The organism is Pedobacter psychrodurus, from assembly GCF_032678585.1.
GTDB lineage: Bacteria > Bacteroidota > Bacteroidia > Sphingobacteriales > Sphingobacteriaceae > Pedobacter > Pedobacter psychrodurus_A.
This window is the reverse complement of sequence record NZ_JAVTSN010000028.1, coordinates 60832-74541: the sequence shown is the minus strand read 5'-3', so window position 1 is coordinate 74541 and position 13710 is coordinate 60832. Positions and strand designations below refer to the sequence as shown.

General features: G+C 43.7%; 9 protein-coding genes. 5 read left to right on the top strand and 4 right to left on the bottom strand.

What is annotated here, in order from left to right:
• The first annotated feature begins 414 nt into the window (after positions 1-414).
• From R2S57_RS18270 to R2S57_RS18260, 3 genes are read left to right on the top strand one after another with little or no spacing between them, the layout of a single operon-like run.
• The gene (locus R2S57_RS18270; protein ID WP_316846393.1) at positions 415-1395 is read left to right on the top strand and encodes a type IV toxin-antitoxin system AbiEi family antitoxin; all 981 of its coding nucleotides are present in this window, start codon (positions 415-417) and stop codon (positions 1393-1395) included.
• Positions 1385-2227, top strand: coding sequence for a nucleotidyl transferase AbiEii/AbiGii toxin family protein (locus R2S57_RS18265; RefSeq protein WP_316846392.1), 843 nt, complete (start codon positions 1385-1387; stop codon positions 2225-2227). Before R2S57_RS18270 ends, R2S57_RS18265 begins: the two co-directional genes overlap by 11 nt.
• Positions 2228-2239: 12 nt before the next feature.
• A complete protein-coding gene (locus tag R2S57_RS18260) occupies positions 2240-2923 on the top strand; it encodes a PP2C family protein-serine/threonine phosphatase (protein WP_316846391.1) in 684 nt (227 codons plus the stop codon).
• 230 nt (positions 2924-3153) lie between these two features.
• On the opposite strand, the gene R2S57_RS18255 is transcribed toward R2S57_RS18260, so the two are convergent.
• Positions 3154-3405: a hypothetical protein gene (locus tag R2S57_RS18255; protein WP_316846390.1), complete on the bottom strand. Its 252-nt coding sequence runs from the start codon at positions 3403-3405 to the stop codon at positions 3154-3156.
• A 594-nt stretch (positions 3406-3999) separates the two neighbouring features.
• On the opposite strand from R2S57_RS18255, the gene R2S57_RS18250 reads away from it, so the two are divergent.
• Together R2S57_RS18250 and R2S57_RS18245 are read left to right on the top strand one after the other, a co-directional pair.
• Positions 4000-4683 carry a hypothetical protein gene (locus R2S57_RS18250; RefSeq protein ID WP_316846389.1) on the top strand — a complete coding sequence of 228 codons (684 nt, stop codon included), beginning with the start codon at positions 4000-4002 and terminating at the stop codon, positions 4681-4683.
• 46 nt (positions 4684-4729) lie between these two features.
• The gene (locus tag R2S57_RS18245) at positions 4730-6238 is read left to right on the top strand and encodes a hypothetical protein (protein ID WP_316846388.1); all 1509 of its coding nucleotides are present in this window, start codon (positions 4730-4732) and stop codon (positions 6236-6238) included.
• Between the two features lie 794 nt (positions 6239-7032).
• Here R2S57_RS18245 and R2S57_RS18240 read toward each other — a convergent pair.
• The 3 genes from R2S57_RS18240 to R2S57_RS18230 form a co-directional block, all read right to left on the bottom strand.
• Entirely contained in the window at positions 7033-8139 is a 1107-nt protein-coding gene (locus R2S57_RS18240) for a glycoside hydrolase family 105 protein (RefSeq protein ID WP_316846387.1), read from the bottom strand.
• A gap of 82 nt (positions 8140-8221) precedes the next feature.
• Complete coding sequence (locus R2S57_RS18235) at positions 8222-10153, bottom strand: RagB/SusD family nutrient uptake outer membrane protein (RefSeq protein ID WP_316846386.1); 1932 nt, start codon at positions 10151-10153, stop codon at positions 8222-8224.
• A gap of 11 nt (positions 10154-10164) precedes the next feature.
• A complete protein-coding gene (locus R2S57_RS18230; RefSeq protein ID WP_316846385.1) occupies positions 10165-13665 on the bottom strand; it encodes a SusC/RagA family TonB-linked outer membrane protein in 3501 nt (1166 codons plus the stop codon).
• Positions 13666-13710 lie beyond the last annotated feature (45 nt).

Sequence of the window (13710 nt, the reverse complement as noted above, 5' to 3'; positions counted from 1 at the left end):
TGTGCTTGTTGCTCCACATATACAATAGATTCAGTTTTTTGGTGTTCATTTTGGAGCATATTAGATTTTCAAATATATAATATTCTTGAATAAGGTTAATACCTCCGTACTGGCTCGGTCTTTATCGCCTGATCTATTACCATCAGTAACAGATAAAAAATGTCTTTTTTCTTCTTTTTGTTAACCTTGCCGTGGTTATAAAATAATGTCCAAGTTTTAATATGTTCAACATTTTTTAATGTTCAGCACTGCTGAACATTAAAAAATGTTGAACATATTAAAACAATTCTTTTTGCAAGATGAATTATAAATCATTTAATTTTAACATATTATGAAAGTAATTTTTTTGTTTATGTCTTTTGTGTTCATTATATTTGAATGTTCAGTAGTGCTGAACATTCAAATATAATGAACATGATGGAGAATGATATTGACTTTGTACAAGAGGCTGTAAGCGAATTAAACACAATAAGTGGAATTCCCATTACCCTTGAACAACGATCCAAAAATGATGATCTAATCATTAGGTTAAAAAATAACCTATTTTTTTGCGAGGTAAAAAAATACGCAAAAAATGCCAATTATGGTGTTTTGATTTCGAGCATACACCGAAACCTGAAAGATAGTTTGATCATTGCTGATTATCTGAGTAAAGACACCGCGGAGCGATTGAAGGAAAGCGGCGTGAATTACCTTGATCGGGCGGGGAATGCACATATCAAAACAGACAATATTTTTTTATATGTAGAAGGGCGAAAAGCACGCATTAACAAAAAAAACAACCAATCCAGAGCTTTCGCAGAGGCTGGTCTAAAACTGCTGTTACTCTTTATCACCAACCCGGAAAGCCTTCAATTCAACTACAGAGAAATTGCCGCTAGAACTGATATCGCCCTTGGTTCGGTCAGCAATATCATCAACGAACTAGAAGAGGAAAACTTCCTGCTCAAGACAACAAAAGGTAGAACCTTAAAACACAGGGACGAACTCATCAGACGTTGGGTAACGGCCTACAACGAAACAATAAAGCCCAGGGTTTTCAGAAGGAAAATGCGCAGCATTGAACAGCAAAGGCTCAGCGACCAAATACTCGACCACTCAAACATTCACGCCTATCTTGGCGGTGAAGGGGCTGGTGCAATAATGACTGGATACCTCAAGGCGCAAGATTTTACGATTTATTCAGATATGGGCATGGCCACACTAGCCAAGACCCTCAAGCTTGTACCTGATGAACTAGGAAACGTAGAAATTTATCATCCCATATGGACGAAAGGACTAATCTTAAATCGACCAAACATAGCGCCGCCTTTAATCGTTTACGCTGATTTATTGGCAAATGGAAACAGTCGAAATATAGAAACGGCGAAAATGATCATGGAAAATGGATTATAAAATATCGAGCGATAAGCTCGAACACCCACTTATCAAGGCCTTACTGAAGGAAATCATACCAGTATTTGAAAATTTGGATATTAGATTCTTTATCATAGGCGCCACAGCCCGTGACATTATCATGGAACTGAACGGACAAAAGTCTGCTAGAAGAACGCAAGATATCGATATTGCCATAGCAGTTAACAAATGGGAAGAATTCGCAGCCGTGGAGAAGGCGATCACTGGCCTGGATAATTTCACAAAGGATGCCAAGCAAAAGCAGCGCTTCCTCTACCTAAATGAATTTCAGGTGGATATTGTACCCTTTGGCGGGATTGCAAATGAAAAACACAAGATCTTCTGGCCACCCGACCAATCATTTGCTATGACCGTACTCGGGTTTGATGAAGCTCAGCAGCACGTACACAAAGTAGAAATCGACGGAGAATTGACCATCGAAATTGTCTCGCTTACGGGAATATTTATACTAAAACTGGTTGCCTGGCGAGACCGGCATCATAAAAACAACAAGGATGCTGATGACATGGGATTTATTCTACAAAATTACCTGAATATTCATGATGAGCGTGCGGCTAACGAACATTATGACCAGGTTTATGGTCTGGAAGATTTTACAGTAACCAAAGCGGGCGCAGCATTGGTGGGCATTGATGTTAACCTGATGGTATCTGCCAATCAAGAGAGCAAAAATGCACTTAAAGAAATCATCGAAAAAGAAGTTGCCCGGGAAGAAAACAGCATCTTATTCAATCAGATCATCGAAACCAACCACATAAAATACGAAGAAGTGTTTGAAAGCTTTCAAATCATCCTGGAAAAACTGAGCTAAGGCAATCAAATTTTGAACATCAAAAAACTCAGTGAAAAGGGCAAACGTACAGATAATCAGGATTTCCTGCTCATCGACACTTCAGATGCCCTACGCAACAGTTTTATCATTGCTGACGGAATGTCTGGCTATGTTGATGGCGCTGTTGCCGCTAAACTGTCTTGCGAAAAGATTTTGGATAAGATCAAATCTGCACCGAAAATCAACACCGTTTTCCTTCAGGAATCAATCGATATTGCAAACCAGGCCATCCTTGAAATAAATACCAATCGGCAAGAATTGTCCGGAGCAGCTGTAGCCGGACTCGTGCTGCATGCCTTATCAGCACATATCTTCTGGCTGGGTGACCTCACAGTGTACGCCTTAAAAAATGGCAAAGTGATTTTCCAGACCCGGAGCCATACCATGGTCAATGCCTTGCAAGACTCAGGAATTGAATTCGATGAGCAAACAATCCTTGATTATACGCATATCCTCACTAGAAACCTATCCGGAAAACCCGAAAAAGCGACTATCGGCTATCACTATATGGAAGTTGAACAAGGCGATCAATTCCTGATCTGCTCGGATGGCGCATTACCCACCATCGATCAATGGATTGCCGGAATACCATCCTCAGGCGCAATAGATTTACCGGAAAAAGACCTGGCAACCAACAGTGAAGATAATTATTCAGCCATTTTAATCACGGTATGAGTGTGATCAACTAAGCAACCAACGTAGGTGGATAAACCTGAGTACATTGACCCCGTCTAACCAGAAATAAAATTGTTGTAAAGTTTTGTTTGTCTGTATTTTAGTGAATTGGCGGAAAGGGGTCAAATGAATTGGTTTGTGCACATTTGTATTGAAAATATCAGTTATTTAGCTTGTTTGCTGTTTTTGGCAATAATTTCTAATCTTCTCTTCTCACTTAATTCTCTTGCTCATTGTTCTGTCTGTTCTTTTTTTGTTAGTTTTTTGGATGTGGAAGCTGGATTTAATATTTCATTAATGATTTCTTTAGCTAAATTTTTCACTTCACTATCCTTGTGTAATTCTGCACAAATCCTTGCCTTGTTTGCTTCCTGTAAGCTTGTGTTTAAATTTAGTAATTCAATTTTTTTCCTTTCTTCACTTACCTCTTCGGCATACTCGTAGAAGCTTTTTTTCTTGGGTTTCTGGTATTGGTTCTCCATGCCGTGAATTTAGCCATTTTAAGGTGTTTTAAGATAGCCATTGAAAGAAACTGTTAACAACATCGCCTACGCCGCAAAATCTGGCCTATGCCCTTATATGTCGATATGTCGTTGAATTAATATCTGAAAAATTTTGGCGTAAAAAATATTCTTACTTCACGAATGCCCCAACTCATATTAATCGTTAAGAAAAGCTCGGATGGGTATTTTAGCTTTTTGGCCGAGGGCATCTTATAAAAAAATAAGCTTCTGTGATCTTTTCATAGGAGCTTATTTTTTGCTCATTCCACTTTAAGAAGACATTCGGGTTTCTCATTTTGCAAATAACTTAATGTTCGTTTCTTCAAATGTTTGGGAATTGTACCGGCATTATTTGATACAAAGTTGAATATACCCTTTATTGGGTATTTGTATTTAGATGGGCTAAGATTAGGTTTGCGCAGGCCATATACAGGTCAGCAATGGAATCCCAACGGTAACCCGATGGCGAAACTGGGTTATTGGCTGTATCCGGTCTGGAAAGCCCTTGACAAACCACATCCGCAATGTGGGAAAAATCAGGTCTATGGAGGTTAAACTTAAACACAATAAAATATGAAAGTAAATCTACTCGCCATCCTTTTTTTAATGCTAAGCATTCTGGCCAATGCTCAGGATAAGGGGGGGCTGACGAAAGCGGAAACGGTAAATTATATCAACAAGAAACTTGCCGAAACGGTTGGACACTACAAGACCAATCTTAACAGGGATGGCACCAAGGGGGATAAAAACTACTATTGGGCGCACAGTATAAGTTTATCCGGTGATAAGATACAGGTCAGCAGGAACAGAAGTAACTATATAAGGGAGAAAATCCGCAATATGGAAACGGTCAGCCATCAGGGGCGCAATTATAGTTTATATCCCTGCAATTACTATGAGGATCTGTTGGTGCAAGATTTCAATCCCATGCATATCATCAGCGTTGAATTGTTAAAGGATCCGGTATCCGGCGAACCGATCGGAAGCCTGAAACTTAATTTAAAGGCCAATACCGCCCAGTCCAGGACTGTTTACACAAGCCCAAACTACCAGTTCCCGGATGGTACGAATGCAATCAAGTATGAGTATTGGGGAAAGTGTTACGGATCTAAGGAAGGAGAACCTCTATTGGCATCGGTGAATTTTATCTATATCAATTTTCTGGCTGCTGACCCAGATAATTTTGTGAAGCTCAAAAAAGCTTTTGAATACCTGCGGGACCTTTATAAAGCCGAAGATGATCCTTTTGCCAATTAACCCGAGACGGATGATCAGAGCGGTCCATCTGTGCTGCTTTTTGATCATGATGATAAATTTGGGCGGGTTACATGCCCAGACCGCTGGCGCAGGTGAGGTTAGGAGCATTGAATTAAAGTCATCCCTTTACGAAAAGAACCGGTCCCATATTTCGCTGCTCAGATCAGAGCTTCCGGCACTCGAGGCTGCCTGGCGGATAAAAGTTCAGAAAGCTAAAGATGATCTGGCTGCACTGTATAAGGAACGTGACGATCTCATTGCCGATATGAAAGTAGGTGCAAAGTGCAGTCAGTGCGGTAAATATAAATCCGAATTCGAGAAAGAGGGCAAAAGTTTCACCCAGCACCTGGGTGAGGTAAAGGGATATGCAATTCCTGCCACTACAACCGAACTGGAAACCACGAGGAAGCTTTTTACCGAGAAGATAGCTATCAAAAAAGTGTTTCTGCAAAACCTGGAAAAGGGGGATGGCAATGTTTTAAAAAAACAGCGGGACATCACATGGCTTGAAAACAGCAATGGGATATTATGCAGGGAAATCACGCAGCACAGCAGGGATTATGAGCGTATAACCTTTTCTGAGGCTACAGCGAAGCAGGACGACTGGATTTCAGCACTAACCCGGTATGCCACGGATATCCTGATTGCGGATGACAGGATAACCATTCATAAGGCCAGGGTATTGCGTTATCAGGAAATGTTCCGGAAAGAGGGGATAGTCATCAGGGAACGTGTGCTCAAGACAAATCTGGAAGCCCAGGATCTGAAAAATGCAAGGATACTGTCTATCAAGAAGCAGATCATTGATATTGGAATTGAAAAAACTGGTAAATTATCGGATTATCGGTCCCTGCTTGCAAAAACCGGAACTGAAAAATCTGACATCGAAGAAAAACTTAAGAATGCATCTATACCTGACAGTACTAAGCTGCTGTTGACCGCGGGGCTAAAAAAGATTTTACAGGATATAGTGGGTGTGGAAAAAAGCATTGCTGCCTATCAAAAGGATATCTCGGGAAGGATTTTATCACTCGAAAATGAAACCGTCCGCCTTAATGCCGAAATCGTGGGTCTAAGGGCAGGCTTATCCCAACAGCAAAATTTGGAAGTTGCAAAGGTGCAGCCTGTTTACGAACAGAAAAAACTCGATGCCGGCCGGATGGTTTCATCTTCTGCACTTGAACTCGCAGCAGCAAGGAAACTTTACCTGGAAAAAGCTGCGCTTTACAAAAAGGAGAATCTATCCTATCTCGAGCTGGTTGTAATGGAGAGCAACAGGATGGTGGCTGCCTCACAGAAAATCAGCTGCCCTGTCTATAATGATACAAGGTTTAGGGTTATGGGGAACTGGAATAAGCTTTTTCCCTGCGTAAATGCACTTACTACAATGGCAAAGCCCTATAGCTATAACGTGTTCAATAGTTATTGTCCGGGAAAATCGGCGGCTTCCCAGTTATCCTATTACCGGAGCTTTTTGGAGGGTTTGGATGATGATGATAAAAAAGCAGTTAGCGGCAACAGTAATGTAAACTGGTTTGAGAAGACGGTTCCGTAAGCACTTTTATCGCTTAGGATAATGCCAAAAAGTTTAATGATCATATGGGCTTACTTCTCTTGGTTGATGTAATCAGGCAAATGCCATAGGTGTTCAATGTTGATTCCTTTTCTGGAAAAGTGTTTAATTAATGGCATTCGAATGAAAATATTATACGATTGCTTAGTTTGCTTATTCACAAGAGTTTAACAATTCTTAACACTGCCTTATTCAAGTCTTTAGCTAAAAGTCTGACAGTTTAATTTTCCAGACGCTAAAAAGTGGTGATGAAAAAACTGCTTCCCTGGAGTTGCTACACTTGCAAAAAGGATGTTTTTTTCCTAATTTTAAGATAGAAATCAAGGGTGAAAAGTCTGACAAAAGTCTGCCAAATACCCTCTAAATAGCGAAATGAGAAAAGTAAAACCCTCTCAGAGTATCAAAAAGGCATCTACGAAGAAATATTAGGCGAATTTTTCAATCCGTTTTTCACATCACCTCTGGTTCCGTACATAATATTTCCCCTTATCCTGCAGCACATATGGATTGCCAAAAGCTATGGGCAAGGGGTTTTGGTAGACTGGGCTTTTAGTCTATAGCCCACCAAAACGAGGCAACCAGCAAAAAATAAACTTTATCATGATCTTATTTAATGATGCATATACCAATACAATTTCATGGTTTTACTCCTGATTTTAAAACGGCTTTTTTCTCATAAATGAAGTGGAAAATAATCCCTTCAGAGACCGAGAAGGACTAAGCGTTGGGCGCTAAGTTAAATACAGCTTTCCCAACGCCAACGGCAAATGAGGCTCCTATTTTCCTAACAGCGCCGCTGCGCACCAAAGATAAGGTGCCTGGCCGTGAAAATCGCCCGCGTTGCGCGGACGGTCGCGGTAATGCCATTTATCGTTCTTTTTACCTGTACCGATGCAAACTTCTGTTACATTGTCTCTTTCGTCAACATAAGTAGCCATAGCGGTAAAAGCTTTCTTAGCGGCCGGGCCATATTGCGAAGCATCAAGCCACCCTTGCTGCACACCCACAATAAATCCGTAAGTAAACATCGCGGTGCCCGAGCTTTCTGCCCAAAAATCAGGCTCATCAATCAGCTGGTTCCACATGCCGCTGGGTCTTTGATATTCTTTTAAGCTTTGCATCATCTTCAGATAGCCTTCCATAATACGGGGGCGGTCTTTATGGTCTTTGGGTAGCGAAAGTAAAAGGTTAGGCATCCCCACGGCCATCCAGCCATCACCTCTTCCCCAATAATAGGGAACATCGGGGGCATGATAAAAAAGCCCATTAGGCCGTTGCAGTTCGTTGAGATAAAGGACCATTTCTTTTGCTGCACGGTCGATATATTTTTGGTCGCTGGTTACTTTATAGGCCTCATTCTGTACCACGGTGATCATATACATATCATCGATCCACAGTCGCGTTTGCCAGGAGTAACCTTTCTCTGCCCACGATTTCTCTTCGCTCTTCGCGTTCCTGGGCAGTTCCCACTGTGCATCGGCATAAGCCAGTCCGATTTTCTTATAGCGCTCATCTTTGGTAATCTGGTAGAGTTTAAGCGCAAGGCTACCGAACATGTTGTAATCGACATGGTTCATCGGTGGCAACAGTGGTTTTTCCCTTGTAAAAAAGGGCTCAAATTTATCCTGTAAAAGCTTGATCAGCTTCTGGTCGTTTGTTTTTACCGCATAGTCGAGGGCACCGTTCCAGGTGCAAACCTCCGCATAGTGGATATAGCTGCCCGCATATAGCTCGTGCCTTTCGTTCACAAAATGATAGGCCAAACTCCTGCCGATTTCTTTGGGCGAGGATGTTTTGGTAAAGCCCGTCAGCTCTTTGTTCTGGGCAAACAGCGATTGAAATGAAAGTACCGCAAGCAGCGATAAAATCAGTGTCTTGTACATATAGATTGTTCTTTATTTAAAATTATATTATCGTTAGTCAGCGGAATGCCTTTCTGGCCAGCTGACCAGAAAGGCACTCCGTTTATTGATTTTTATCTTCATCAGCTACGGCATCCTGCCACTTGGTCCACATTTCAATACCCGCACTGTAACCACTATATCCCTGGTTCTGGCGTAACTTTCCATACAGGTTGGAGTTAATGGCTGTTTGGGGAATGGGCCAATAAATGTTATAAGGCATAATGGTGTAGTTTCTGTTCTTTACACTCACCTTATTTTTATTGTAATAATCATTATAATGCTGAATCCGCTGATACCAGTAACTGTTGTTTTCAAGGCTATTGGTACTGTAGGTGTTTCCCCATTCATCTGTTTTGCCGCTTAAAGCCAGACTGTACGATATCCTGCTAAGTTCCATGTGCCGCCATTCTTCCATATACAGCTCGCGGGCACGTTCGTTAACAATATCGCCAATGTTTACGCTGGTATACAGCTGGGCACATTTGGCTCTTCTCCTTACCACATTTACATCTTCGGTAGCCGCGGAAATATTTCCCTTATAAAATTGTGCTTCCGCTCTCAACAGATAGGTTTCGGCCAAACGGTAACAATACCAGTCGGCAGCTCCGCCATCATTCCGGTTAGAGGTAGGCGTTGCCAGAAAAACAGGATCATCAATATAGATTTTATAGTGTGGCCAGTTAAACCAGCTTCTGATGGTATCGGTACACAAAATCGTATTGCCGTTATACAATCTCAGGTTTTGTCCATAATTTGGATCCGTGGGGTCGTTGTATTTCAGCATTTCCATTTTTGCCCAGTTCCCTACCGTACTGCTGTGGCGCAGGTCGGTGGCATCATCTGTGCCGTTAACCGCCCATAGGCCAAATTGTGCAAAATGGGTAGGCCTGATCACCGCGATGCCTCTGCCTACCGAGCCGTTAATATCATATTCAGCCCTAAATTTAGGGTCGCTTTTACCAACAGATAAGAGCACCTTACCACTAGGTGATTTTAATGCGTTCTGGTTCCACATTGGCCCCCAGTTGCGCATCGATTTATAACGGATGGTGGCATCTGTACCTTCGCGGTTTGGCATCACGAGGATGGCTTCCTTATTGGCGGCGATGGCTTTATTTGACGGGCGGTGCAGGTCCCATATGACGTTACGGGTAATCGGCCAGGCCACCGGCGATGGGTTTTCGAATGTACCGAAGTTATTGTTCATCAGCGAATAGCCCGATTGATTGATGAGTATATCTGCCTGGGCAATGGCTTTGTCCCACTGGCCGGTTGCCAGATAACATTTAATCAGCAACTGGCGGCAGGCCCCTTTGTTGATCATACCGATATAGGTCATTTTCGATTGATCAGGTACCCATGCCACGGCTTTCTCCATATCGGCAGTAATCATTTCCAGAATGGCTTCGCGGCTGGTGGTTTTATAGTTCTGTTTTGGCGAACTGATGATTTTGGTGACCAGGGGTACATCCTTATACTGAAAACAGAGCGCCAGATAACGGAAAGACCGGTGAAAATAGGCCCGTCCCAGGAATTCCTGTTTGGTTGCCTCATCCAAGCCGGGCACATTATCGATAAAACTGGTAATCGTATTGGCATATTTGATTCCGTTATAGGTTTCGCCCCAAAAGAAAGAAATCATGTTGACGTCGTTGTCAAACATGCCGTCTGTTGGGGTAAGGCGTGTAGCCACATCGGCGAAGATGCTCCCATCGTCTGTTTTACTCGCCACCGCCAGGTCTGAGAGCATATACTCTGTACCAATGGGAACCGAAATATCCCTTGTTTGCAGGTGGCTCCAGTAGGTGCGAAGGTGCCTGTCGAGCATTCCGGTGGTCGCCTCCAGTCCCGCACGGCTCGAAAAGGTGAGTTCAGGCTCATAAAAGGAAAGCGGGTCCGGTTTCAAAAACTCCTTTTTACAGCCTGAATTTAAAGCAACAGATAATATGCCCATTACAAAAAGAACCGATTTATATATGTTATTCGTTTTCATTTTTAATCCGTTTAAAAAGTTAGGTTTGCCCCAAATGTGAATATTCTTGGTGCGAGTTCACCGGTTTCAATATCCCAGTACCTCCAGTCTTTGTCTTTGTTCCAAACGGCTAAATTGCGCACGGAAGCAAAAACCTTTAATTTTTGGATGTTATAGGCCGAGGTGAGTTTTTTGGGCAGGGTATAGCCCAAGCTTACATTATCAAGCCTGATAAAGGAGCGGTCGAATACCCGCTGGGGAGCGTTGAGCCCTGCAGGACCTTTAGACTCCAGGCGCGACCAGAATTGGCTTGGGCTTTCAATGGTCCAGTAAGGTTTCTCATAGGTATTGGCCAGGCCCTGACTAATGGTTGAGGTGCCGTTATCCTGATTGAGGTAGGAACCGCTAAGGCTCTTGTGCCCCCAGTAAGAATAAATGTTTACCGAAAAATTAAAGTTTTTATAGGTAAAATCGTTACGTAAAGACCACATGATAGGGGCCTGTGTTTGCCCCAGAAACTCCTTATCGTTATCGTTGTAAACCGGGGTAACACTTCCATTGGCATTTTTTACATCATCGGCGGTATAGTTGTTGGCCACTTTAGGATCCCCCGGACGTTGGCCGTACCTCGCAGCCTCGTCTACTTCGTTAACCTGCCAGATGCCTGTAACACGGTAATTCCAGATGGAGCTGATGGGCTGACCGATAAACCATTGGTTTCCGATATCGTTTACTTCTTCACTGGATACTACGTTGCCATTGGCATCGAGCACATCTACATACTGGTAATACAGGTGTTTGATCTTATTGCTGTATTTTGAAAATCCGAGGGAGGTATTCCAGCTAAAGTCTTTGCCCACAATATTCTGCGAGTTTACTGAGATCTCAAAGCCGTTGTTCTGTACCTCACCTAAATTGGTGGTGATGCTACTGAAGCCTGAGAAACCTGGCAAGGATTGGTTCATGATCATGTCGGTGGTCGACATCTGGTAATAATCCAGGGTGGTGGTTAAGCGGTTACCGAAAAAGCCCAGATCCAAACCCACATTAAACGAGGCCGTTTTTTCCCATTGCAGGTCTTTATTGGCCATCCGGTCGATCCGCAGGTACTGAAACTGCACATAATCGCCATTTGCATTGATATAACCCTGTGTGCCTACACCATTGGCAAGATTGGCCAGTGCCACATAAGGGTTATCGAGCGAGCGGTTTCCATTCTGCCCGTACGACAGGCGTAACTTTCCGTTGCTCAGCGGTTTCCAGTTGAAGAACTTTTCGTTGGTAAACGTCCAGCCTACAGCGGCCGAGAGGAAGGTAGCACGGGGATTAGAGGTACCAAATGCCGAATAACCGTCGCGCCGTACCGAGGTGGTGAGCATGTATCTGTCATCATAAGAATAAAACAGGCGGGCCAGCATTCCATCCGCGGTTTGGCGGCTGTCGTTGCTATCAAACTCACTCTGCAGTTTGTCTCCCCCCTTGGTTTCATGTAAACCCAGGGCATCAGTAGGAGAAATATCCCATGCCTGGATAAAGTCCATCCACGATTGACGCTCTTCTGCCTCTTGCACCAGTGTTACATTTACACGGTGTTTTTTGGCAAAGGTTTGCTCCCAGTTAATGGTATTGTTAAACGACCAGTCGAAACGTTTGCTGTTCTCGCGGTATACCCCAGCCTTTTTCGAACCCGGTTTCCAATCGGGATGTTCTGATGAGGTGAAATAGCGTTTATAAAACCATTGATAACGCGGCGAATAGTTAAATGAATAATTGATGTTGAGTGGTAATTTTACCTTAGCGGTAAGGATGGTATTTAAGACATTATAACCACTTTCCAGATCCTGGTACTGCCGGTTAAAATCATAGTTATATCCCCTTACGTCGCCCGTAAGTGTAGATCCCTGCGGATATACTTCCAGATCACCGTTGGCGTTTCTGTAAGAAGCAAAAGGACTGTTAAAAATGATCGCACGGCCCCAGTCGGTAGCGATGTTACCATCAGAACGGTCCTGAAAGTTCACATTGGCACCAATATTCAGCCAGTCGGTCACCTTGCCATCTACTTTAAGGTTGGAGCGTATCGACCGGTAATTATCGCCCACCACAACCCCCTCGTTGGCCAGGTATCCGGCCGACATATAATAATTGATCTTATCGCTAGCGCCCGAAACGCTGAGGTTATAGTCCTGGTTAAAGCCCTTGCGGAAACTATGGTCGTACCAGTCGAAGGTATTTCCCGCCAGGTAGTTGGTGAGCACGTTGTGGCCCAGCCCAAGGCGTTTCGCGAATATGCGGTCGTCCGAATCACCCGCTTCGTTTACGGAATAGGCTCTCCAGGCCTCTTCTGTGATGCCATATTTGGCGAACATATCCGCTGTCGGCTTTTCATAGTAACCAGGCTTGCCTTTTGAAGAGGCATCACTGCCGCCTACGTAGGCCTCATAGTTACCCGTAGTTGGATTTTTGCCATAGGTATCGGTAAGGTACCAGTCTTCCCGGTATTTCATATAACCTTCAGGGCTCCATACCGGTCTGTTCGCCCCCATGGTAGATAATCCCAGATTGGAAGTAAAGTTAATGGTTGGTTTTCCCTGCTTTCCTTTCTTCGTCGTAATGATCAGTACCCCGTTGGCCGACTGTGCCCCATAAATTGCCGCGGCTGACGCATCTTTGAGTACATCGATCTGTTCAATATCATCCGGACTGATCTCGGAGAGTTCGCCATAAAAGATCATCCCGTCGAGGATCAGCAAAGGCGAGTTGTGGTTACCGGCGGTATACACAGAACGCTGTCCGCGGATGTTGATGCTTCCACCGCTTTTTGCCGAGGCATCGAGCCCGATGGTCAGGCCTGGAGTACCCCTTAGGATATCCTGCACCGTGCGTGGATTTTCATCGGCGATTTTATCCGGCTTAATCTGCGTTATGGCCCCGGTGAGGTCTTTCTTCCTCGCAGTTCCATAGCCGATCACCACCACATCGGTCAGGTCGTTAACCGTTTGGGTCAATTTGATATTTCCCATATCGCGGGCAGGATTAACTTCCAGGTTCTGGTAACCGATAAAGCTGATGACGAGTTTATCGCCCTCATCCACATTGGGAATCAGAAAGGCACCGTTCTGATCGGTTGCCACCGACCGTCCTTTGCCCTTTACGGCCACCACGGCCCCAACCAATGGCTGGTCTTTCTCATCGACCACCTTTCCCCATACATCGATCAGACGTGCGTTTAAGGGCAGGTTTTCGGGAAAGGAAGCGAAGGTCTTTTTCCTGATGGTTACATCCTTATCGTTAATTACATAGGTAAATGGGGTATCCTTTAAAATAGCCTGTAAGGCCTGCTCAACGGTAGCGTTATTCAACTTTACGTTTTTAAGTACATTATTGGAAATAATGCCACCCTCATAATAAAAGTCGTAGCCGCTCTGCTTTCGGATTTGTTTAAAAACAGATTTTAAGCTGATTTGGTTCTCTTCAATAGTGATCCGCTGGCCGAAGGAAGCAGCATTGACGTGCATTAGGGATGCTATCAATATCACGGTAGTTAATCGCATAATTAGCCATATTTTAGGGTATAA